General features: G+C 51.6%; 21 protein-coding genes. 10 read left to right on the forward strand and 11 right to left on the reverse strand.

The annotated features are described in order from the left end of the window. Window position 1: 1 nt before the first annotated feature. The 3 genes from CLV58_RS23575 to CLV58_RS23585 all read right to left on the reverse strand — a co-directional run bounded on the left by CLV58_RS23575 (window position 2) and on the right by CLV58_RS23585 (window position 3,671). Entirely contained in the window at window positions 2-1,246 is a 1,245-nt protein-coding gene (locus CLV58_RS23575; RefSeq protein ID WP_106140298.1) for a 3-phosphoshikimate 1-carboxyvinyltransferase, read from the reverse strand. 38 nt (window positions 1,247-1,284) lie between these two features. Further along, window positions 1,285-1,860: a hypothetical protein gene (locus tag CLV58_RS23580; protein WP_106140299.1), complete on the reverse strand. Its 576-nt coding sequence runs from the start codon at window positions 1,858-1,860 to the stop codon at window positions 1,285-1,287. 164 nt (window positions 1,861-2,024) lie between these two features. Continuing rightward, window positions 2,025-3,671 (reverse strand): mucoidy inhibitor MuiA family protein, encoded by a 1,647-nt coding sequence (locus tag CLV58_RS23585; RefSeq protein WP_106140300.1) that lies wholly within the window; start codon window positions 3,669-3,671, stop codon window positions 2,025-2,027. Between the two features lie 285 nt (window positions 3,672-3,956). Here CLV58_RS23585 and CLV58_RS23590 point away from each other — a divergent pair, with 285 nt between their 5' ends. Further along, on the forward strand, window positions 3,957-5,030 hold the full coding sequence (locus CLV58_RS23590) for an Ldh family oxidoreductase (protein WP_106140332.1): 1,074 nt from the start codon (window positions 3,957-3,959) through the stop codon (window positions 5,028-5,030). A 368-nt stretch (window positions 5,031-5,398) separates the two neighbouring features. Here the strand turns inward: CLV58_RS23590 and kbl are convergent, their stop codons facing one another. Together kbl and CLV58_RS23600 are read right to left on the reverse strand one after the other, a co-directional pair. Continuing rightward, on the reverse strand, window positions 5,399-6,607 hold the full coding sequence (gene kbl / locus CLV58_RS23595; protein ID WP_106140301.1) for a glycine C-acetyltransferase: 1,209 nt from the start codon (window positions 6,605-6,607) through the stop codon (window positions 5,399-5,401). Between the two features lie 2 nt (window positions 6,608-6,609). After that, a complete protein-coding gene (locus CLV58_RS23600) occupies window positions 6,610-7,572 on the reverse strand; it encodes an NAD-dependent epimerase/dehydratase family protein (protein WP_106140302.1) in 963 nt (320 codons plus the stop codon). A 209-nt stretch (window positions 7,573-7,781) separates the two neighbouring features. Here CLV58_RS23600 and CLV58_RS23605 point away from each other — a divergent pair, with 209 nt between their 5' ends. From CLV58_RS23605 to CLV58_RS23615, 3 genes are all read left to right on the forward strand, one after another. After that, on the forward strand, window positions 7,782-8,246 hold the full coding sequence (locus tag CLV58_RS23605; RefSeq protein ID WP_106140303.1) for an Lrp/AsnC family transcriptional regulator: 465 nt from the start codon (window positions 7,782-7,784) through the stop codon (window positions 8,244-8,246). A gap of 52 nt (window positions 8,247-8,298) precedes the next feature. Beyond that, window positions 8,299-9,162, forward strand: a complete 864-nt coding sequence (locus CLV58_RS23610) for an Rpn family recombination-promoting nuclease/putative transposase (protein WP_106140304.1) — start codon at window positions 8,299-8,301, stop codon at window positions 9,160-9,162. Between the two features lie 217 nt (window positions 9,163-9,379). Then, a complete protein-coding gene (locus CLV58_RS23615; protein ID WP_281257945.1) occupies window positions 9,380-9,520 on the forward strand; it encodes a hypothetical protein in 141 nt (46 codons plus the stop codon). A gap of 538 nt (window positions 9,521-10,058) precedes the next feature. On the opposite strand, the gene CLV58_RS23620 is transcribed toward CLV58_RS23615, so the two are convergent. The 6 genes from CLV58_RS23620 to CLV58_RS23645 all read right to left on the reverse strand — a co-directional run bounded on the left by CLV58_RS23620 (window position 10,059) and on the right by CLV58_RS23645 (window position 15,918). After that, complete coding sequence (locus CLV58_RS23620; RefSeq protein ID WP_106140305.1) at window positions 10,059-11,075, reverse strand: M48 family metalloprotease; 1,017 nt, start codon at window positions 11,073-11,075, stop codon at window positions 10,059-10,061. Between the two features lie 499 nt (window positions 11,076-11,574). Continuing rightward, window positions 11,575-13,206: a PKD domain-containing protein gene (locus CLV58_RS23625; RefSeq protein ID WP_245882437.1), complete on the reverse strand. Its 1,632-nt coding sequence runs from the start codon at window positions 13,204-13,206 to the stop codon at window positions 11,575-11,577. Between the two features lie 187 nt (window positions 13,207-13,393). Further along, window positions 13,394-13,993 (reverse strand): hypothetical protein, encoded by a 600-nt coding sequence (locus CLV58_RS23630; protein WP_106140306.1) that lies wholly within the window; start codon window positions 13,991-13,993, stop codon window positions 13,394-13,396. Between the two features lie 74 nt (window positions 13,994-14,067). Next, the gene (locus CLV58_RS23635) at window positions 14,068-14,970 is read right to left on the reverse strand and encodes an outer membrane beta-barrel protein (protein WP_245882438.1); all 903 of its coding nucleotides are present in this window, start codon (window positions 14,968-14,970) and stop codon (window positions 14,068-14,070) included. A gap of 85 nt (window positions 14,971-15,055) precedes the next feature. Beyond that, window positions 15,056-15,496, reverse strand: coding sequence for a hypothetical protein (locus CLV58_RS23640; protein ID WP_106140308.1), 441 nt, complete (start codon window positions 15,494-15,496; stop codon window positions 15,056-15,058). A gap of 59 nt (window positions 15,497-15,555) precedes the next feature. Next, window positions 15,556-15,918 (reverse strand): LytR/AlgR family response regulator transcription factor, encoded by a 363-nt coding sequence (locus tag CLV58_RS23645; protein ID WP_106140309.1) that lies wholly within the window; start codon window positions 15,916-15,918, stop codon window positions 15,556-15,558. A gap of 290 nt (window positions 15,919-16,208) precedes the next feature. Between CLV58_RS23645 and CLV58_RS23650 the strand changes: the two genes are divergently transcribed. The 6 genes from CLV58_RS23650 to CLV58_RS23680 all read left to right on the forward strand — a co-directional run bounded on the left by CLV58_RS23650 (window position 16,209) and on the right by CLV58_RS23680 (window position 23,803). Further along, on the forward strand, window positions 16,209-16,793 hold the full coding sequence (locus CLV58_RS23650; RefSeq protein ID WP_106140310.1) for an RNA polymerase sigma factor: 585 nt from the start codon (window positions 16,209-16,211) through the stop codon (window positions 16,791-16,793). A gap of 12 nt (window positions 16,794-16,805) precedes the next feature. Next, entirely contained in the window at window positions 16,806-17,576 is a 771-nt protein-coding gene (locus CLV58_RS23655; protein WP_106140311.1) for a tetratricopeptide repeat protein, read from the forward strand. Beyond that, window positions 17,569-19,362, forward strand: coding sequence for a caspase family protein (locus CLV58_RS23660; RefSeq protein ID WP_106140312.1), 1,794 nt, complete (start codon window positions 17,569-17,571; stop codon window positions 19,360-19,362). Before CLV58_RS23655 ends, CLV58_RS23660 begins: the two co-directional genes overlap by 8 nt. Next, complete coding sequence (locus CLV58_RS28680) at window positions 19,250-22,282, forward strand: CHAT domain-containing protein (protein WP_211300896.1); 3,033 nt, start codon at window positions 19,250-19,252, stop codon at window positions 22,280-22,282. Before CLV58_RS23660 ends, CLV58_RS28680 begins: the two co-directional genes overlap by 113 nt. Window positions 22,283-22,474: 192 nt before the next feature. Continuing rightward, window positions 22,475-22,798: a TfoX/Sxy family protein gene (locus tag CLV58_RS23675; RefSeq protein ID WP_106140313.1), complete on the forward strand. Its 324-nt coding sequence runs from the start codon at window positions 22,475-22,477 to the stop codon at window positions 22,796-22,798. A gap of 366 nt (window positions 22,799-23,164) precedes the next feature. Beyond that, window positions 23,165-23,803 carry an alpha/beta hydrolase gene (locus CLV58_RS23680; RefSeq protein WP_106140314.1) on the forward strand — a complete coding sequence of 213 codons (639 nt, stop codon included), beginning with the start codon at window positions 23,165-23,167 and terminating at the stop codon, window positions 23,801-23,803. Window positions 23,804-23,824 lie beyond the last annotated feature (21 nt).

Consider the following 23,824-nt stretch of genomic DNA (forward strand, 5'->3'; position numbering starts at 1 on the left):
GTTACGCTTCTTCGACCGTCACGACCCGCGCCATATCTTCCCAGAAGCTTGGGTATGACTTGGCTACTACGCCCGGCTCATGAATGACGACGGGGTGCAGCATGGCCACAGGCGCAAACGCCATGGCCATTCGGTGATCGTCGTAGGTATCAATTTCGGGGACCGCCAGCGTTTCCAGCGGTTGCATTAGCCGACGCACTTCGTAGCGGTGGTTTGTTTCGACCTCAACCAGTTCGGCACCGAGTTTCTGTAGCTCGGCCTGCAAAGCTGCCACCCGGTCGGTCTCCTTGATTTTCAGACTTTCGATACCCGTCAGCGTCAGCCGGATGCCTTTCATAGCCGCGCAAACCGCTACCGTCTGCGCCAGATCGGGGCAATCGGTGAAGTCCCATTCGAGCGCAGGCTCCGCCGGACGTTTAGTTAGCCGGACACCGGTTTCCGTAAAGGTGCTCTCAACGCCTAATGGCCGCATGATGTCGACAATGGCGCTGTCGCCCTGTAGCGAGCGGGCTTTGAGTCCCAGCAGTTCCAGCTCGGCCGTATCATCGTCAGCAAGAGCCGCGACACTGTACCAGTAGCTGGCACCCGACCAGTCGGATTCGACAGCGTAGCTTTGGGGCGTGTACGGCGTGGGCTGAACGTGCAACTGATTGGCTGTCCAGTCGGTATCGACAACGGCACCGAAATGGCGCATCTGCTCGATGGTCATTTCGATATACGGCCGTGAGCCAACCGCACCCGTCAGATTGATCGTCAGGCCGTTGGGAAGCAGGGGCGCAATCATCAGCAGCGCTGAAACGTATTGGCTGCTCACGTCGCCCCGGATGCTTAGTTCGCTGGTGCCGTTTGCCGTAAACCCGTTGAGTTGCAGGGGGGGATAGCCGTCGTTTTTCAGATACGTAATATCGGCTCCCAGCGAACGCAGGGCATCGACCAGAATACCGATAGGTCGCTCGCACATACGCGCCGTACCGGTCATGACTTTCTGCTGGTTGGTGACGGTGAAATACGCTGTCAGAAAGCGCATCGTCGTACCGGCATCCAGCACATCGGCGGTCTGATCGGTACTTTTCAGCAGCCGGATCATGGTTTGCGTGTCGCGGGCGCTGGCGAGATTGGTCAGGTCGCAGCGGAAACCGGTCAGTGCATCGATGATGAGGGCGCGGTTGCTTTCACTTTTGGAAGAAGCCAGCGGAATCGTAGCCCGGACGGGGCGGTGGGGTTGGGAGAGTCGAACGGCAGTCATTGCCGCAAAGATAGGGGGCTACTCCCTGTTCGGCCAACTCAATACGTCCGCAATACCCGCAGCCGGTGGTTTTTATTGATGCGAATATGTGGATTACTCATCAGGTGAAAAATTGCTCCGCTGAGAATCAACCCCCCCGCGACGGGTATGACGCCCGTGTTGAACCGGGAATCGCGAATCAGATCGGCCGCGCCGTAAATGACGCCCGCCAGTGGGAACAGCGTGCCGGCTGCCGTTACGAACGGGATGCGCCGATGTAGGTACACCTTTTCCACTTCGTCGAAACGAAACGATACCGGCTCGTCGCGGTTCATCACTTCATTGGCCATCAGAATCGTAAACGTGGTGTCACTAACGGCGTACAGTTCTTCGCGGTATTTTTCGCCCCGCGCCTTGAAGTGCAGCTCATCGCCCTCGAAAAAACGGTAGCGGTGAAAGCCGCCGATGGTGTGATTCACGTCGAGCGCCAGGTATGTGGTGGGTCGCGTCTGTGCCAGGTAAACGCCACCCCGCCGGGCCAGTTGCTGCTCGATCGTCAGTGTATCACGGGGTTGCGCGTGGCCGAACAGCGAGAAACCAATGGTGAATAGGGTCGTGATGAGAAGCCGGATCATGGTGTCACAGGTAGCGAAACGGTGTATACCTATAAACACGCTATTTTCTTATCTGTTTGTTCGACGGAGGCCGCGAACGAGCGAATTTGATGGCGTAAAGGCGCTGTAAACAAAAAACCGGCTCTGCTATGAGCGGAGCCGGTCGAAAGAGCACGGGTACCCAGTTATTGGGTAATGACTTTTCCTTTCGGAAATTTAACCTCATAGCGGAACGTCAGCGCCTGACTTTCGCCGGGTTTGAGCGCCAGCCGCCAGGTAAGTTTGCCCGTTTCCGGATTACGTTGTGCGCCACTACCGTCGGTCAACTGAACGACAATCCGCTCGTCGGTCGATACCGGAATCTGGTCATAAACCGTCAGGTTGACCGGTTCCTGCCGCGTATTGCGGAGCGTGATACGATAGGCGTGGGCGTCGCGCTGATTACCACCGAACGTCTGCCGCGAGTTGACGTCCTCGATCTGTTCGCGCTTGGCGATGATGCGCTTATCGCGACCCAGTGAGAGCGACAGCGTGTCTTTGGCTTCGGCCAGACTCACCCGCGACTCGCCCACGAACGTGCCTTCGAAGTAAATGCGGGCCGTGCCGTTGAGCAGGTTTAGCTTGTCCCAGCCCGTGATCTGTGCGGTCAGGAAGGCGTCGGGGTCGAGTTTGGGCGTGATTTCGTAGCGATACGACGCCGGTAGTTCCGCCGTCTGTACGTCGACCAGTTGCGGACGACCATTGGTCAGAATCGTGTACGGAATCGCAATGTCGAAGCTGACGTTCGTCGGCTGATCGACGGCCTGCGTAAACGTAGCGGTGTTTGTCAGGTTAGCCGCCATTGGGTTCGGAATAACTTCTTCCGCATTAGGATCGCCTTCCTGACTTGCTAGTTTCGCACGGGCACTCCGACGAAGCATTGGCACCGCTTCGGGGGCTTCCTGATCGTATTTAGCTTCTACCTTCGGATCGTAAAAGCTGACGTAGTCGGTATTCAGTGTGGGTTGTGAGCCGGGCAGGGCGGGGTTCGCCGTCGAGAGCGTGAGTTTAACATTCTGCCAGTCGAAACCCGTGTTCTGAAACACCTGTGCTTTCATCGCCAGCGACGCCGGGCTTTTCGTATCGCGTACCCGTACGTCGTACACGGGCGACCAACCCGCGCTGTTGACGATATAACTCAGGTTCAGCGACACGGCCGTGCGGTTGCGGGCGGTCAGCGTCACTTCGATTTCGCCCACTGGCCGTTCCCGTTTAGCATCCTGTTCTTTTACCTGCGCATCCAGCCGGTCGACGCGCTTTTTTTGTTCGGTAATGCGCCGGTTAAGTGCCAGCAAGTCCTGTCCAATCCGGGTCAGGCGTTCGCGGTAAAAAGCCGCCATTTCGGCTACGGCTTTCACGGTTGCGCCCTGATCTTTCCCGGCGACTTCCTTGTTGGCCAGAATCAGGTTCCGCTCCTGCTCAAGCACGTCTTTCTGCACCAGCAGCGATTCGTAGGCTTCGCGCGTCGTGCGGAGCGAATCGTCCAGTCGTTGCAACGAGGCTGGACGTGGGGCTTTGTCGAGAAAGTTGGTGCGGAATTGGACGCCCTGAATAACGGCATCGCCCTTACCGGACACCTGAATACTCTGCGGATCGGTTTGCGCCGGCGCATTGTCGATAATGAGTCGGGTGGTTCCCGCGTCGATGGTCGCCGTCGCCTGCGCTGCGAGCTGTGCGCGGTTCAGAAAAACGGTGGCCTGCCGAAGCGTAGCCTGCACGCGCAACTCATCGGCCGACTGGCCCTGCGCAAGCGTGGATAGAAAAACGAAAAGTAACAACGGTAATCGGTTCATCGAATTTGTGTTTGTGAATGGATATGTAACCCAGACGTCCACGTCTGGAGGCCGTCAGGCCAACTGGTTCTGGCGTCAGCTACTTGGCCGCTGCGCGTCCTCCAGACCTGGAGGTCTGGGCTACACTACTGACACTGATGCGCTGGCGACAGCTATTCCATAGACCCCACTCGACACGGCTCCGTTTAATCACAACGGTAAACTTTTCAGTCAGGTTGACCAACGAACTGAGGGCAGAAACTGGACGGGGGGATGGCAAAGCGCAGAAAGGCGTATTTTTGCGCCATGATTTCCGCTAACGCACTACGCTCCTTTACCGAACAGATATTTCTGGCCATCGGCTGCTCCGAATCCGACGCCCGACTAGCCGCCGACGTGCTGGTCAGCGCCGACCTGCGCGGGGTCGACTCGCACGGGGTGGCCCGCCTGCCGGGTTACGTCCGGCTGTACGACCACGGCCGTATCAACCCGCAGCCCCGCATTCAGATCGTCCACGAAACCCCGTCCACGGCCGTTATCGATGGCGATAAAGGATTGGGGCTAGTCGTCGGTCCCTGGGCGATGCAGGTAGCGATCGAAAAGGCGCGGACGGCCGGAACGGGCTGGGTGGCCGTGCGCAACTCCAACCACTTCGGCATTGCCGGTTACCACGCGCTGCTGGCCGCCGACCACGACATGATCGGGCAGGCCATGACCCACGCGGCACCGCTCGTCGCGCCGACTTATTCGCTGGATAAGTTACTGGGTACCAATCCAATTGCTGTTGCCGTGCCAGCCGCCACTGAACCGACGTTTCTGGCTGATTTCGCCAGTACGGCCGTGGCATACGGGAAACTCGAAATCCTGCAACGTAAAGGGCAGGATATTCCGTTGGGCTGGGCACAGGACGCCGAGGGTAATCCCACGACCGATGCCAATGCCGTTCGCAACGGGGGCGCACTCGTGCCGCTGGGTACCGACCGCGAGCATGGGTCGCACAAGGGCTACGGGCTGGGTGCGATCGTCGATATTTTCTCGGGTGTGCTGTCGGGCGCGAACTACGGGCCGTGGGTGCCGCCTTTCGCTACTGCCGGGTTTATGGCTGCCAACGAAGGCGTTGGGCAGGGGACGGGCCATTTCTTCGGGGCGATGCGTATCGATGCGTTCCGCCCCGCCGACGAATTTAAAACGCATATGGATACCTGGATTCAGCGCTTCCGGCAGGCTAAGGCGGTTGAGGGCAAGCAGGTTCTGATTCCCGGCGACCCCGAGCGGATGATGGAAGCCGACCGACTCGCCAACGGTATCCCCGTGGTCGAGCCGGTGGTGAAAAGCCTGCTCGAACTGGGCGAACGTTTTGGCGTTACCCTGACGCAGTAATAAAAAAACAACGAAGCCGTTTGTTTGTCCTGTGTTACAACGGGGTCAACAAATGGCTTCGTTATGCTAATAGCAGCGAGGCTTTTTGATAGTTGCTAGGATCAATAAATCGCTGGCAGTTAAAGAGCTATTTGTCATCCCGAGCCTGCGAGGGATCTTCGGTAGCAGGCTATTTTCTTTTACCGAAGATCCCTCGCAGGCTCGGGATGACAGAAAAAACACTACGACTAGCGACCCGGTGGAACGGGAGCCGGAACCACGTTTGCGACCAGCTTCGTCGATTTGAGATAGGCGAAAAGCAGCATAAAAACAGTCGGGGCAACCCGTATGAATCGCCCCGACTGTCTGCGTTGTGTTTGATCAACCAATTAGCTTACCGCTTCCTGCGTCTTGAGTACGCCGAGTTCCTGCCCCACTTTCGTGAAAGCTGCTACCGCCCGTTCCAGGTGTTCCGGTTCGTGACTGGCCGAAATCTGCACCCGAATGCGGGCCTTACCATTGGGCACGACGGGGTAAAAGAAGCCGATGACGTAGATACCTTCCTGCAACAGTCGGGCGGCAAATTCCTGCGCGAGTGGAGCATCGTACAGCATGATCGGCACGATCGGGTGTTCGCCGGGGAGAATGTCGAAACCGGCGTCGGTCATGGCCTTGCGGAAGTAGCGGGTGTTGTCTTCCAGTTTGTCGCGCAGTGCTGTCGAACGTTCCAGAATGTCCAGCACGCGCAGCGATGCGCCGACGATGGCGGGGGCCAGTGTGTTGGAGAACAGGTAAGGTCGTGAACGCTGCCGGAGCAGCTCCACGATCTCCTTTCGGGCCGCCGTAAATCCACCCGATGCACCCCCCAGAGCCTTGCCGTACGTACCGGTGATGATGTCGATACGGCCCAGTACGTTCCGGTATTCGGGGGTTCCCCGGCCGGTCTTACCCATGAACCCGCTGGCGTGGCATTCATCGACCATAACCATCGCCCCGTATTGGTCGGCCAGGTCGCAGATTTTGTCCAGCTGCGCGATGGTACCGTCCATCGAGAAAACACCGTCGGTAACGATCAGCGTCCGGCGGGCCGATGAAGCCGCCTGTAGCTGCGTCTCCAGGTCGGCCATGTCGTTGTGTTTGTAGCGGAACCGCTTGGCCTTGCATAGCCGAATCCCGTCGATGATCGACGCATGGTTCAGCTCGTCGGAGATAATGGCATCTGCCTCACCCAACAGGGGCTCGAATACGCCCCCGTTGGCGTCGAAGGCAGCCGCGTACAGAATGCAGTCTTCGGCACCGACGAAGGCCGCCGTCCGTTGCTCAAGCTCCTTGTGAATATCCTGCGTACCGCAGATGAACCGTACCGACGACAGGCCGAAACCGTGATTGTCGAGCGTTTCGTGCGCGGCCGCTACGACGTCGGGGTGGGAGGATAAGCCCAGGTAGTTGTTCGCGCAGAAGTTCAGTACCTGCTTACCGTCGTGCAGGGCAATGACCGACGACTGTGGCGATACGATGATCCGTTCGGCCTTGTACAGACCTGCTTCTCTGATGGCAGTCAGCTCCTGCTGAAGTTGTTCTTTGATCGATCCGTACATGATTATAGCGTTGGAATAAGCGTATTGTGAAAAGCAGTTAGTCGGGTAATCATTTCCTGCGTCATGCTGGTCAGGTCAAACGCGGGTTGCCAGCCCCAGTCGTGGCGGGCAACGGAATCGTCGATTGATCGGGGCCAGGAATCCGCAATGACCTGGCGAAAATCGGGTTCATAACGCACCGTGAACGCGGGAAAATGGCGCTGAATGGCGGCTGTCAGTTCGGCGGGCGTAAAGCTCATACCCGCCAGATTGTATGACGTCCGGACGCTGATACGGTCTTCGGGTGCATCCATCAGTTCCAATGTAGCCCGCAGCGCATCGTCCATGTAAATCATGGGGAGGAGCGTATCGGGTGCCAGAAAGCAGGTGTACGGCTGTTCGCGCACGGCTTCGTGGAAAATGGCGACGGCATAATCGGTAGTGCCGCCACCCGGCATCGACTGGTAGCTGATTACGCCCGGATAGCGCAGTGAGCGCACATCGAGCCCGTAGCGTTTGTGGTAGTACAGCAGCCAGTTTTCAGTGGCTACCTTACTGATGCCGTACACCGTAGCCGGATCCAGCAGCGTCGATTGCGGTGTTCCGTCTTTGGGCGCGTGTTCGCCGAAGGCTGCAATCGAACTGGGCACGAACACCTTCCTGATGCCGTGCAGCCGGGCGACTTCCAGTACATTGAGGCTGGTCTGCATGTTCAGGTTCCAGGCCCAAATGGGATCGCTCTCGCCCTTCGCCGACAGAATGGCGGCCAGGTGATAAATCTGGGTCACCCGATACCTGCGCACAATGTCGACAAGAGCGTCGGGTTTGGTGGCATCGAGCAGCTCGAAAATGCCGGTTTCCGTTTGGGGTTTTCGTAGATCGGCCGCAACAACGTGCTGCATACCAAACTGCGCCTGCAGTCGGGGTAACAGCGCTGTTCCGATTTGCCCGTTGGCACCGATAACTAACAGGGTTTCTCGTTGCATAGCGTGAGAATAAGGGACTAGTTTGACTGATGAGTGGCCATTAGCTGACACTAATTGATAGCTAGTGTTTACGGTACAAAGTTATTTTTACGGTTAATACGTCGATAAAAAGAGAGAATATTAGAAAATATTGTTAATTAGTATTGATTATATAGATAATTTAACGGTTTCTGATTGGTTAAGGAAGTCGCCACGGAAAAATTTTCGGTATGGAGCCACTGGACGCTATTGATAAGCAATTACTTCGTCTGTTACAGAACGACGCGAAGCAGACGACAAAAGAATTGGCCGCTCATCTGGGGCTGACGCTGTCACCGGTTTATGAGCGTGTCAGGCGACTGGAAAACCTGGGCTACATCAAACAGTACATTGCCGTGCTGGACAAAAACCTGCTGGGGCAGCCGATCACTACCTTTTGTCAGGTGTCGATGCGCTACCACGACAAAGCGTTTATCGATAAGTTCGAGGAGGAGGTGCAGAAGCTGGAGGAAGTGCAGGAGTGCTACCACATGGCCGGGCAGGTCGACTTTCTGCTGAAGATTCATGTCGGTAGTCTCAACGAGTACCACGACTTCGTCAAATACAAACTGTCGCAGATTGAGAACATCGGCGTCCTGAACAGCACCTTCGTCCTGAAAGAGATCAAACGCGACATCGGCTATCACATACACTAGTGCGATAGCCGATGTCGACAGGCCGGGGGATTCATTAGAGTACCTTTGTAGCATGGATACACCCGTTTACATTCCCGTTATTTCAGACTATGGGTTCAAGGCTACTTTCGGTAACGAAGCTAATACCTTATTTCTACGTACAGCCTTACAGGCGCTGATCAAATCAGCGATACCCATTCGAGAAGTGCATTTTGATAAGAATGTATTTGAAGCGTTAACCATCGACAGCAGAAGTGGCATTTTTGATCTAGCCTGTACTGACGAGAACGGAAGCCAGTTTATTGTCGAAATGCAATTGGGCTTAGCCCCGCACTTTGTCCAACGCATGAAATTCTATGCTTTACATAAGTTCAACACAGTAGTAGAGCGTGGTGAGTTTGATTATGCCAATTTGCCCAAGATATATGCTATTGCCATTTTAGCCAAGAGTATCTTACCAACTACTCATTTTCATACGATTGCTAATTTGAGGAGTGAAATGGGGGAAATCATTGATAACCAGATGACATTCATTACCGTAGAACTAGCTAAATTTAACAAGCAAGTAACCCAGATAGAGACTGACTTAGAAAAACTGGTTTATACGATGAAGACACTGCATACGACCGAACCGACTCAGTATCCTGCTTTCTGGAACGAGGAGTGGCTAAAGCGGGCTATTGACGAGTTGGATACCAGGAAAATGACCCCGGAAGAGCGGGCATATTTTGCTCGTGTGACAGCTGCCAACGCTGAAGCGGTTAAGGCTGAGAAGCAAAAAATTCAGGAAGCTGAAGATCGCAGGGAGAATCTGGTAAGAAGCGAAACGGTTAAGACTGCCCTTCAAATGGGCCTGGCGGTCGAACAAGTGGCTAGGTTGGCGAATGTGTCGATTGAGTTTGTTGCTCAGATTCAGACTCAACTATCTGTCGATTAACGATTAATGTTTCTAGTTCGAGACGTAGTAGCCAACTATTCGTGTATAAGAATCTTGAGTCAACGTAAGCATCCGTTGGCTTTAGTCAAGTATGATAAAAATTTGTTTACAGATCTCTTATAGGCTTACATACTACTCTGTTCTATCAAGCGCCCGGTGCGACAGACAATTTCTGAGTACGTTTTGTATGAAAATGAGCTGATAAGTCGACTTTCTGCTGAAGATTCACGTCGGTAGTCTCAACGAGTACCACGATTTCGTCAAATACAAACTGTCGCAGATTGAGAACATCGGCGTCCTGAACAGCACCTTCGTCCTGAAAGAGATTAAACGCGACATCGGCTATCACATACACTAGTACGTTGGGTGTAACGCAAAAAATAGTGTGGGTTCGGCGAGTTGCGGGCGACAGAAGAAGTAATTTGAATACCAGACGTCTGGTTCGAAAATTCACTACTTCGGCGACAGAGAAAACGCTCCGGTTTGTCAGGTCTGGACTTGTGAAGTGAGTTTTGGCTGGCAAGTCGGACGCCCTGAGTTAGGTAGACTAAGAGCAAGTCTTTCGGTAGTATTGTGTCAACACCGAAATTCCTTCATTAAAAAAGAGATTTTTTAATGAAGGAATTTCGGTTCACTAATAAATAGTTGTGAAGGACGAATAGTAAGTGCTTTATAGTATTGGTGTTAGCTTATTTCGCACATTCACATTTGTAATGCATAAATCTCCTTCTGTACGAATTCAGTTGGTCTTAAATAAGCCAACGTTTTTCGGGGCGCTGATTCAGCTGGTTTTCAATCCAACGGGCCCGCTCGATTGGATATGTAACTGGGCCGGATAATGCTGATCGATCATGATCACCCGACAGTTGCCCACGTGGAGCGAGATGCATATACCCTCACTTTGGTTTTTTTGCAGTTGTACTTTTATAACCCTTCTGAGAGGAAACCTTTTTTACGCTAATTTTGGCCGAAGTTACAGGCTTTTTTGATGAATTTCGCTTCTTAACTTTTGGCTTTAGTGTTGTGTATGGTATGTCAATGTCGTTTGTGTCTGCTGCTGTAATTTCTTCAGAATCATCTTCATCTTGCAAAATAGTTGGAACGGGCTTGGGAGCAACGTAGTATTTCATGGCTTCGGGCATCTCTCTTTGCAAATCCCGAACCCGGCGTTCATCGGATGGATGTGTACTCATAAATTCGGGGGGCTTCTGACCACCATTACTAGCCATACGCTGCCAGAAGACAACAGCTTGCTGCGGGTCGTAACCTGCCATGGCCATAAAAATTAGGCCGAGGTGGTCAGCTTCCGACTCGTGCGTTCGACTGTGCGGAAGGGCTAGGCCGTACTGATAGCCTATTCCGACGGCCTGTAACAACAGCAGATTGGCCTGTCTTTTTTTTTCAGGCGAGTAAGCATTGATAAGTATCTGACCACTCTCCATCAATCCATTAGCAAGTAACGCTTCGCTCAGGCGTTCTGCGCCATGAGCTGCAATGGCATGGGCAATCTCGTGTCCCATAACCGTTGCCACACCTGATTCATTTTGGGTATAGGGCAGAATTCCCGTATAAAAAACTACCTTTCCACCTGGCAAACAGGTTGCATTAACATCCTCTTTGTGAATGAGGTTAAATTCCCATTGAAACCCTTTGATTCGATCACCATAGCCGTTGCGGTTGAGATAGTTTTCCATGGCCACCCGCAACCGATTGCCCACTCGCTGAATCATCTGGTAATTAGAACCACTATATATCACTTGGCTCTCGTTTAGCTCTTCTTTGTATCGACCTGCACTCAGTGCAAGCAGCTCGTTGCTATCAACCATGATAAATTGCTTTCGGCCTGTTAAGGGTACTTTTTGACAGCCAATCGTCAAGCCAATAATAAGCATTAGTAGTAGCGATCTTTTCATAGTCGTTTTACAATTATACTTGCTTTCGTTTGCGCCTATTTTTAGAGGAAGAAACAAGTACTTTAGATGCTAAAAACACTGAAAAGTAAACTAAACCATCACCAACCAAACCTTCTTTGACGAATAGTGAATAATTTTGTTCTTGAGATGTCGGCCACGCAAGCACAATGCTGCCTACTGTGAAGATAATGAGTGTTACGTATCTAAATTTTCTTCGAGTATTCGTCGCATCATTCAGTTCAATTAAGTTTTTGAAAAAAGCAATTTTCTGAATCGCCGGTTGGAGCCAGACTAAGCACTTCAACCTTTCATATTGAGCCTTGTCAGCCAAGACCCGGAAACCAAACCCAAACCTGCCTGACCGGGGCGTTTAAACTGTCGTACAAAATCCGGAAAATGGAAGCCTGAACAGCACCTTCGTCCTAAAAGAGATCAAACGCGACATCGGCTATTACATACAATAGTGCGATAGCCGATGCCGACGGTGGGGTATCTTATATTATTGCTTTTTCAGATCGCTGAACTTACCATACACTGACAGCCTGTAATTGCCCGTGCCACTCGTACTGATGCCGGGCGTGACGACGATCTTGTGCGTTCCTTTATTCACCTTCTCAATCGCATAAACATAGTTGGTGGCAGCAGTGCTGTAATCCAGACGGATTCCGCTTGGATTGTAGATATCTATGTTGCCAACAATGTCTGGCGAACGCAGGCTGACATCCAGCACCGAGTTATCTTCCGTTACAGTCAGGGTATAGGTAATTGCTGCCTTTTTACCGACATAGCTGCCGGCCTGGATAGCTGAGTTGTACACCGTCTGCTTCAGGTTCTGCACCTTCCCGGTAACCTCCAGACTGTACTTGCCAATATCGTCACGCTTACCTGTGCCGATATACAAGCCGTAGGTACCCTTGTTGACTTTCTTGAGGATAGTACGTGGCGTACCAGCCGGTTGCGTACCATACGTGTATGTTTCCTCCCCTGTAGGGGCGCGTAAAACCAGCCACACACTCACGTCGGCCGAAGATACATTGATCTCTATAGGGGCATTGTCCTCAGTTATGTCAAAGGTGTAGAAGTGATTACGGGGTGAAATGGGCGGGCGGTTCCCAAATCCTCCGCCCCCGCCTTCGTCGCCGAAACTAACGTTGGTTGCCTGAAGGCGGGTAGTAGGCAGGGGTGTGAACGCAGCGGCAAGGCCGCTCCCGGCCAATCGGAAGGTGCCGACGTCAGACTTCTGGCTGGTATACACCATGACGCTATATGTCCCTGCATTGAGGGTCTTGTCCAGCACAACCGAGCGATCCGTCCCCCGATCAAGAACCAGGTTCCCCAACTGGTCGTAGAGACGAATACCAACGTTAATATCGGGAGACGTCAGCGTTAGCGAAACGGGCTGATTACTGGTGGCTACGTCGAATGAATAAAACCTGTTGCGTGGTGAATAGTCTGGACCACCGCTGGTGCCATCAGCGGCTGTCCAGCTTCCGTTGACGGATCGAACGGCCGGAGTGGTAGCCGTGAGCGATACATCCTGCGATACAGCGGGCCAGATACCGTCGGTAACGGTCAAACTCAGAACGTAAGTACCCGCAACGTCGGCGGTGAACTTGGCAATTGACTCCTTCGTGTCGGTCAGGGCAGCGTTGCTACCGGTCGGTTTGGTTTTGACAGCCCAGGCGTACGTTAGTTTGTCGCCGTCGGGATCGCTGGATTTGCTGGCATCGATAGCTGTTTGCTTCCCTGTTTCTACCGTCGTTGACGTTGCGACACTAATGACAGGTGGTTTGCCAGGCAGAGAAACGTTGATGGTTAGCTCCGTGGTTTTTTTCTGGCCCGTCGCGTCGGTAATCGTCAGAACGAGAACATAGGTGCCTGGTTTATCAGGGATCAGTTCGGCCCGTAACGAGTCGGCTTTGAGTAGTGTGGCCTTACTATCAGCGGGTGCCGACTTGATGGTCCAGGCGTAAGTCAGCGTACCCTGCCCACCCGTAGATACCGAAGAAGGAGCATCCAGTATGGTTTTGGTGTTTACCGTTCCGTTTGCAGTGGCCGTAGATACGTCGGGTGTGGGAGCTGGATCTGGATCTGGCTTTTTCCCGCAGGACACGAGAATCGAGCCAGACAACGCCAGCCAAAAAAGGAAAGCAAGTGCACGATTACATATTATCCGAAGATAACAGAAGACTGTACTTTTTATGAAGTTGATCGCTTTCATACTGACGGACATGAGTGAGAAATGTACCAACGCCAAAGCATCTGGAATATGTGATTCGTGCTGATTGTTACTGAAAATGACTTTTCCAGTCTCCTTACTATTTTCTAAAACTGATGGCTTGACCTTCCTTTGTGCCGTCAAAATAAAATCCATCTATTCCATTTACGCCGTATAGCTTATTTACTATCTTTTCTACATCCTCCTCTATGGAGTTATTGATTACGCCTGCGGTAAACGCTGATTTCCACTTTATACCACCTCCTCTTGATTGGAGTACCCGGTAGCTTTTCAGTGGCTCACACATGATAAAAAGAGGCATCCCTTTTATTTTGGAGACTCTCGCAATTCCTTTGTTTTTAGCAGTTGCTTTCTGTTCGAATTTTACACCAACTATTCTTTTGCCGGATGAATAGACTACTGCATCTACATTTGCATTTTCTTTTTTTACTCTATTTATAAACTGCTCTACTCGTCCGGAAATCGACTTGTTTATTAGGCCTCCTGTCAGCAAAGACTCCGCTTTCAAGCCCGTATTTACGTCAGCAACTACCTCGTAATCAACTAAGGGTTCATTCATAATATAAACCTCTACGCCGTTTACTTTTTTGACCCTTGCTAAATAGTCACCTTGTTCCTGAGCAAAAGCGCATACGCTTGTAATCAGGAGGAGTAAGCTGGATAGTAGCGTTCTTTTCATAGTTGATGCTGAATTGAAAAAAGAGCAGTTGTAGGAGTAATTGAAAAATGAATTTCGATGAAAAAGGATCTTACTTATCTGGACAAAAAGTAGCCAACGCCAAGTCCAAATGTCCTGTTTCTGATAGCAGGATCGATCAGACCCACGCTAGGATTGATATTGGAGAGCCCTAAATTGTAGAACACGTTCAGCGTCAGACCTGCAGACAGGTCGTACCAGCCAGAAAGGCGTAATCCAAAGTCAGTCGTAGTAAAATCGTCCTTCTGGGCACTCCCTATTTTTGCATCTCGTGTTCCTATTTTTCCACCTAGTGTGTAGCCAAAATATCCACCGCCACCCAGCAAAAGCTGGCCGCTCGACGTGGGAATTTTATATAACACGTCGACGGGTACTTCCAGATAGTTGGTTTTATAGGAAGAAACATTGCCATTAATAAGGGTGCACCCCTTACCCGAATACAGTAGTTGCGGACGAACCGTCAACGCCGTATTGAGGGGTACGTCGAGTAACAGACCCACTTGAAAACCAAGAATACCTTTGGTCGATAAACCTGTTAACGTGAAGTAGCCGCCACTCTGTGTGGCACTCTGAATGCCGCCCTTGAGCCCAAATCGTATACCCTCCGACGTCGCAACCGCCCGGGAGCGGTCAACTGGAGCAGGGATGTATCGAGGCTCAGAGTCTACTGGCCTATTGTCGGTGAAAGATCCTTGCCGAACGACTTTCGTAAACTGCTCTATCTCTCCGTTGCTCCCATATTGGAGATAACTAAAATCAGTTTTCTTCGATCGAAAAACGGGGCCATCAGGATTGCTAGCTCGCTTATAAACGACCTCATTGTCCGTAATTTCGGTAACCAGTACTTCCAGTTGCGTGCCATCGCGCCGAACCAGTAAATCAGGTTTTGGCACAGGGCGCGTGGTAGTTGATTTTTTGTGGGGGGATTGAGCCTGAACTGTGGTTACAGAAACAAGCATCAAACTAGCAAACGAAATGGTGAGTAAGCATCTACGCATGATTGTGAATAATCGTCTTAGGATGAACGTCGGTGTGATTATCGCACTATTTTTTGGTGAAGACTTCTGTGAAATCGACCGAGATGCGCCTTGTCGTCGACTCTGAGTAGAGGGAGTATTTAAGCGTTAATTCGCCGTTTGTTACACTTCCCGTCAGATTCTGTATGTATAGTATTCCTTTCGTGTTATCACTGAACGTGTAGGATGAACCAGTACTGATGCTCTTATTATCAGCCTTAAAACCAGAACCGCTGATTGATGCCTTAATATCATTCGATGTCAGGTCGCTTATCGTTAAACCAGTTCCGGATTTAGCGATTGTGATCTCATCATCCGTGTCGGGCTTCCCGTTGAGCATAGTCTCGATCCAGGTGCCTACGTATTGATCGAGTGGGTCCGGGTCTGATTTCGGGCTACAAGCTGAAAACAGCAGGACGAACGTAAACAGGGCTAATAAGGGGCGGACAGATTTGACGATTGTCTTCATAAAAACAGAATTGGATTGTGTGAACAGGGATACGAGATAAGTACACGCTTCGTCAGTGTTCACTGACTCGCGCTAGTCAGTCGGGTCTGCAGGATCGGTAGCCGGCTTAGCAGGTTTTCGCGATAGTGCCGCCCTATAAGTATGGGATGCCCCCGAATCGACAACTCGTTGCCACGCAGCGAATCGATACGGTGCAGATTCACGATGTGTTTGCGGGATACGCGGCAGAACATCACATCGTCGACCTGTTGCTCGATCGTACCCAGATTGGTGGCAAGCCGGTACGATTGAGCCGTCGTTACGATGTCGACCCAGGCCCCTTCAGCCTGAATGAAAAGGATCGATTCCTTGGTAATCTTTTCATAGCGCTGTTTGGACGTAATGACAAATACACAATCAGCTAATTGAATCGGTGTGGACATAAGCGAAAAGGCCGACAGTATTCAGTGGGTTTATGGCTGATAATGCTGGAGGTAACCATCTTTTTCACTTTTTTTTTCGGGACGTAGTCATGCCGAATTTTTGTAAAAGTGCTGACTGACCAGAAAAAGACCGTCGAAGCGCGATCAATCATATGATTGTTTTGACAAAGGCCTGTTCTGTGCGAACAAACAGCATATCAGTAGGGCGGTCGTGGTCTTTTTCGGTTGCCTGGCTGTTGGGAGCCTGCCGGTTTATTGCTACTTTTCAGCGCGTTACCGGATATCCACCCATGCTCGCTTCCAGCCCATTTACGAACCAGCAACTGCTGTATCGCTCGCTACTGGCGGGTGAAGATGCCGCTTTCGAGTACCTGTACCGGCTACTTTATCAGCGTATATCAGGCTACATTTTTGCTTCGGGCGGCACACGTGATGATACCAAGCACGTGGTTCATGAAAGCATTATTACGTTCCTGTTCAATCTGCATTACGAAAAATACCAATGGCGCGAAGAAGCTGAACTCGCGACCTATGTCGTTAGCATTGCCCGGCACAAATGGAGCGAAATGGGCCGTCAGGCCACCCGGATCGTCTCGCTTGATCTTACTACATTACCCCCCGATGCCGAACCCATGTCAGAAAACGATACCGACGAACCTGATTTTGAGCAACGCCGTCTGCTGGTCGATCAGAACATGAAACTCCTTGGCGACAAATGTCGAACCTGCATCGATCTGTTTTATTTCCAGAAGAAATCAATGCAGGAAATAGCCGCCCACCTCGGCTGGGCCAATGAAGACGTAGCGAAAAAAGAGAAATACCGATGCCTCAGAAAACTCCGTCTGCTGATAGGTCTACGCCCCTGGAACGATTAACCGACTAGTCACATGACGTACGACCAGTTCGACCTCTTCGACCAGTATACCAATAAAACGCTGCCCGATGCGAAACGGCAGGCGTTGGAAGATCAACTGCGGGATGATCCAGCCCTGCGGGATAGCCTGCGCGATTATCAACAGTTCCGGCACAGTCTCGATGCCGTGCCATTGAACCGACAACTGAATCGCATTCATGATCGGTTGGCAGCGCAGGGGTTCTTTGACGAAAACACGTCTGATCGGCCACCCGTACCACTGTCGTCCTCGTTCCGTCGTCGTCGCCTGGTCCTGGTCAGTTCGGTCGTGGTGCTGGCTGGGCTACTGATCGGCGCAGGTTATTGGCTCACCAAACCTACACTGGCCGAGCAAACATTTCTGACGTATTACCAACCCGAACCCGTAGCGCGCGGAGAGATGGCCTGTTCGCCCGGTCTGCTGCCCGGTATCCAGCTGTACCGGACTCAGCAGTATGAACCGGCGCTTCAACAATTCACTGCACTCTCTGCCAGTCAGCCGTGCGTATCGTATTACGTAGGGCTGACGCAACTGGCTACCGACCAGCCCGAACTGGCTGTCCATTCGTTGGAGTCTGCTCTGAAACCGGCGATCACATCGCCCCCGCTGATTCGTCAGAAAGCCGAGTGGTATCTGGCAATGGCGTATCTGAAAGCCAATCAGCTGACTAAGGCAAAAAGCCAGCTGATACGTATCGCCCAACAACCCGACCAGCCGTTTCGGAACGTAGCGCAGCAGGCTCTAGCCGACCTCAGTCATGATTAACCGGTTGACTTACGGGATACTGGCGATTTGGCTGACAAGTTGCGCCATCAGACCCGAACGCGGCCCCGCCGGCGGGAGCGACATAGTCGTTCCTCTCTGGGAAGACGTAAGTCAGGACGCTGTCCCGGCAGGCTCGTCCCGGTGTGATAACGTAGTGGCCCTGTTGATTGGCATCGGACAGTATAAGCCAGCCACTGGATGGGAACCCCTACAGGCCCAGAATGACGTAGCCCACCTGGCCGACGTACTGAAAAAACAAGGCGTTCCAGCCAGAAATATCCATTCGCTGCTGGACCATCAGGCCACCCGTGCCGGCATCATACAGGCGTTACAGACGCTGGCCGATACCGTGCGTAGCGGAACCCACGTGCTGATTCTGTACGGTGGGCATGCCCGGCAGATACCCGACGATAACCATGACGAAGCCGATGGGCAGGACGAAGCCCTTGTGCCTTTCGACGCCCCTCCGGTCAGCCAGACCGACGTTCAGGGCTATCTGCGCGACGATGAACTGAATCAGTATTTTACCCGGATCAGGTCGACGCTTGGGTCTACCGGATTGCTCTGGTTTCTGTTCGACTCCTGTCATTCACAAACCCTGAACCGGGGAAAAACAACGCATCAGCGCGGAGGAGTTGCCGCCTTGAAGCAGGCCCGGTCAGCCACCAGTATCCGGTACAAACCACCAGGCTATTCATCCGAATGGTTCGAGAAGTCGACCGATCGGCTCGGCCTTGCTCCCTACGTGTTGTTTGCGGCCGCCACCGACGGTGCCCCCAGCTTTGAAACCACCGACGCGCAGGGTCGGTCGCTGGGGCCCTTGACCCGAGCCGTTGGCGAGACCTGGATGACCGTGACAGCGGGAGAAACGTACCGAACGTTCTTTAATCGGGTTACGGCTGCGATGGCGCAATTTGCGCCCTATCAACAGCCTACTCTCGAAGGTGACGGTAACCGCGCTTTTTCCAGTTGCGTGCCGCGTTCCGTCGATGCGTCATTCCGCACACGGGCAGAACCTGTACGGATTACCTGGCCCCGAACGGACAGAGAACTGACTCCGTTGCTGGCCGCTTTGCCATTCGTTCAGCCGGCCGCTACCCGACCCGACATCCGTATCGTCCGCCGAAGCCGTGGTTATACGCTCGTACTGCCTGACGCGCAACCCCTGACAACCACCCCGGTTTCGGCCGGCGAGTGTGTCGAATGGATTCGCCAGTTTTTTGCCCGGAACGTGCTGTTAAACCTGCACCAGACCAGTCCTGATTTTCAGGTACGAGCGACGCTGCAACGCCTGTTGGTCCGTAACGAAGGGGGGCAGCCTATCGTGACCGATACGTTACAGGCTGAATCCTCGGCGGGCGTGCCTGCGTTCCGGATTTCAGCCGATGAGCGGATGCTACTTACGCTGACCAATACCGGCCCGAAACCGTTCTACGTCACCGTCGTGGATCTGCTCCCCGACGGCAAATTGCACGTACTGCTTCCCGAAGCCGATCATGCGTCCGGGGAATACCAGCTACAACCCGGCCAATCGCTGCGCAGACGAATACGACTGACGGAACCCACCGGTACCGAGGTCTATAAACTGTTGCTGACACCGACTCCCATTGCGCTGCGTTCCGTTCTGCAAACGCGCGGCAACCAGCCCGTTCAGCATCCTTACGAAACTCTTTTTGACCGCATCTACACCACGCGCGGAGCAGCCAAAATTTCCCCCTTGTCACTATCGACAAGAACAGGAGCCACTGCTGACGTCGCATTCTGGGTCGAGCCACAAAAATATTGATCACACTTGTTGTTACACGGCCATGTCAATTACACAATTCTGTTGGCGTTTTCTTTTCGTAATAAGTCTTCAGGTGCCGGTAACGGCTTTATACGCCCAAGATTGGAAAGCGGTAATTAATAAAGCCGATTCATTGCAAAAAGCCCAGAACTTCCCGGCGGCAATCAAGGTATCGAAGGAAGCCTTGAAACTAGCGAAGGCATCTTTTGGAGAAATACACCTTAATTGTGCTGCAACACTCATGCAATTGGGTGAGATACAAGCTGAACTTGGCGATTATATGGCCTCTGACTCGACCACTTCCGCTAGCCGGAATTTGTTGAGAAAATTAAATCTGACTGATCACCAATATTATTTAAATACAACAGTCACATTAGCGCTGTTACGTAGTATTCAGAACAAATTTAGTCAGTCGGAAACCTACTATCAGGAAGCGCTTCAACTGATCGAAAAGGCCAAAGGAAAAGAGTCATTTGACTATGTGGACATCATTGGCGATATGGGAAGCATGTATTTGAGCAGTGGTAACTATGCTAAAGCTGAAGAATGGCTTTTGCTTGCCCTGGGTCTTAAAGCGAAGCTGGTAGGAAAGCAAAGCGAACCGTATGCCAATTCACTCAACAATCTGGGGCAATTGTATGCCGAAAAGGATGATTTCGCCCGAGCTGAATCATATCTACAGGAATCAATACGCATCCGGGAAAAATTGTTTGGCTCCGATGGTTTGGCGCTGGGTGCTCCACTTAGTAATCTAGCCTATGCGTATGGCAGGCAGGGTGACTATCAGGCATCATTGAAACTGGCGCTTCGAGTTATTAAGCTACAAGAAGATAAGGGGGTAAAGGATAGGGTATACCTCACTCAGCTCAACAATGCAGCTACTATGTATACCCGACTACGGGAATTCAGTAAAGCCGATAGCCTGTACGTAAAACTACACCCGATGATCGCTGCAAGTGTTGGTACCAGTCATCGACAATATGCGGTGCTACTTAGCAATCGTGGGGTGGTCCAATTATATCTCAATAATTACGAATCAGCCCGTCAGTTGCTGGAGAAAGCCTATGGAATCAATGTAGCCAATGTAGGCGAAAAACACCCCGGCTCACTAAATATGCTGGCTAGTCTGGCTCAAGTATATAGCTATTTAAATAGACCACAGGAAGCCGATTCATTGTATCGAAAAGTGAGAGTTTTGGGAGCAACGGAGTTAGGTATGCAAAACCTTGACTACTCGGAGTATTTGAATAAGTATAGTCAATTCTATCTCCATACTAATCAGGTAGACAGCGCTTTGGCGATGACCGGTAAAGTAGTGGCAGCCGTTAGTGTAAATCTCACCAGAAGCTTTCTTTATCAAACAACTCGTCAACAAGAAAATCTTCTGGTTAAGTGTGCGCCATTTGTGAGTACAGCTTTTGAGATCGCATACAACGCTCCTCGAAACGTCGATGCTATTCAACTCGCCTATTCAGGAAATTTATTCTTAAAAAACTTACTGCTTAACCAACACGTAAATCAATTTAACGGTAACACACAAGCCAATGATCGTCTTCATTCGTTGACCGATACGCTTCGTCTGGTTAGTAATCAGATCGCTACTCAGTACACCCTGCCCGTTGCCCAACGCACAGACCTGGATTCGCTCGAAACGAAGGCAGAAACGCTGGAAAAAGAACTGGCGCGCCAATCGGCTCCGTTTCGGCAGGCGCAGCAAGACGTACGGACGCGTTGGGAGGATATACGGAACGCCCTCAAACCGCATGAGGCCGCTATTGAGTTTGTCAGCTTCCCATTCCACAACGGCCGGACACAAACCGATTCGATCCGGTATCTGGCGCTGGTGCTACGTCCCAATGACCCGGCTCCACACCTCGTTCCGCTACTGACCGATGAAGCGCCACTGCGCCGACTGTTGGCCCGCCGACGGGGAGCAGCGTTGTACGCAACGCGCGGCTCCGAAATCGACACGGATCAACTCGCGCAGGGTGATTCATTATACCGGCTCATCTGGCATCCGATTGAACAGTTGCTTGCTGATACAAAGACCGTTTATTTTTCTCCAGCTGGCTTACTCCATCAGGTGGCCTTTGCCGCTTTACCCTATCACAGCAAATCGGGCAACGGAGCGAATTACCTCATCGACCGGTATCAGCTAAAGCAGGTCAGCAGTACCCGACAGGTCGTTACGCAGGCAGCAGACGTAGCCTATTCCGCTGTTGAGTCGGTGCACTTGTATGGCGGTATTCAGTATGATTCGACGGGAGGTTCGACGGAAGGCTGGCCGTACCTGCCCGGCACGCAGCAGGAAGCAGAGCAGATCGGCCAGCTTGTCGGCTCGAAAGCTCAATTGATCACCGGAAGCAATGCTACGGAAACACACCTCAAGCGTGTGTCCGGCCAATCGCCGACCGTATTGCACCTGGCCACGCATGGGTTCTCATTTCCAGAACCGACGGTCTCCGCCATCAGCACCGTTGGTGGTGGAAACACGTTCCGGCGTATCAGCAACCCCCTGTTTCGGACGGGCTTACTGATGGCCGATGCCAATCGGGTCTGGCAGGGTGGTACACCGGCCCTGGGTAAAGACGACGGAGTACTGACGGCTTACGAAGTGGCCAGTCTGAATTTATCGACAACCAAACTCGTGGTGCTGTCGGCCTGCGAAACAGCTATGGGCGACATTCGGGGGAGTGAAGGCGTATTCGGCTTGCAACGGGCGTTCAAAATGGCCGGGGTTCGCTATCTGCTGATGAGTCTATGGCCCGTATCCGATCAGGCAACCAGTCATCTAATGACCCGGTTTTATCGCAACTGGAAGAAGTATAAAACCACCAGACGGGCTTTTGAGCAAACCCTGACCCAGATGCGCCGACAATACCCACCTGCCGTCTGGGCCTCGTTCATACTGGTTGAGTGAACGGGGGTAGTCTTAACGAGTACCACGCTTTATCAATTATAAGTCGTCACAGATTCAAAACATCGGTGTCCTGAACAGCATTTTCGTACTAAAGGAAATAAAACGCAACATCGGCTACCACATACAGTAGTGGGGGGGGACTAGCCAATAAGCAAGTGTTTTGCGTCTCAATCGACAACATATAACTGACCGATGGCATCTGATCAAAATTTCGTAAACTTCGTCCTTGATCAAATCAAAAATGTAGGCGTAGTGACTGCTAAAAAAATGTTTGGTGAATACGGTATTTATGTTGACGAGAAATTAGTTGGGCTGATATGTGACAATAAATTATTCATCAAGCCAACCAATGCGGGCCGAGAGTTTATAGAGAATGTTTTAGAAGCACCAGCATACGAAGGCGCAAAACCAAGCTTTTTAATAGAAGATAAAATTGAAGATAGCGAATGGCTAAGTGAATTAGTCAGAATATCAGTAAAAGAACTGCCAACACCTAAACCAAAAAAGAAGAAGTAAAACACGACCAGCGTGAGCAAGTTTTTTACGGTGTAGTTTGTGCGTCGGTCGACACGAGACACTTGAGTTGTGGGTGGGTTTTACAACATAGAAAGCTGGTACATCAGGCTCAGCGCTCATTGATGGTCGGAAAGTGCGTTCGTTGGCGGCTTGTCGGGTGGCAGGATAATTGACAACAGGTCAGGCGGTGCAGTTCAACCGGCAGTGGGGTGTAAAGTTGTGATGTACGTTCGTTCTGGTTAACTTATAGTCACGCCATCAACTCCTAGGGCGGTGTATGGTTAAAATGCCGTGCTCGTTTGTCAGCGTGTATGCGACAGCTTGTATGCCCCGTGGCACTTGTGTAGAGATCATTATCAACAGTGAATGAAGCGTATCTATATATTCAGCGGACTTGGAGCCGATGAGCGAGTTTTTCAGTACTTAGATTTTTCTGGCTTTACCGTGACGTTTATTCGCTGGCTACAGCCTCTGCAAAACGAAACAATAGAGGAGTATGCTAAGCGACTAACGCAGCAGATTACGACAGTACGACCTATTTTAATTGGGCTTTCGTTTGGGGGTATCGTGGCTACGGAAGTAGCCAAGCTAATTGACACTGAAAAAATTATTCTTGTCGCGTCAGCTAAGACACGACAAGAGATTCCTTTCTACTACCGTCTTGCAGGTCGATTGCGTTTGCATAAATTGTTGCCAGTTGATTTATTGAAGCGGCCAAATGCGTTGAGCAATTGGTTTTTTGGGGTCTGCAGCCAATCAGACAAAAAAATGCTGGCTACCATTTTACGCGATACTGATGGCCAATTTTTGTGGTGGGCAATTGATAAAATTATTACGTGGAAAAATCAGCTTGTGCATTCAAACTCGATTCATATTCACGGGACGGCCGACAGGATTTTGCCTATTCGTTATGTGGTTAGTGATCGGCAAGTGGATGGTGGTGGGCATTTTATGACGGTGAATAAAGCCAAAGAGCTCACGGCGGCAATAAGAAGTCTGCTATAACACACGTCTTATTAATGAGAA

The sequence above is a fragment of the Spirosoma oryzae genome, from assembly GCF_003002825.1.
Lineage (GTDB): Bacteria > Bacteroidota > Bacteroidia > Cytophagales > Spirosomataceae > Spirosoma > Spirosoma oryzae.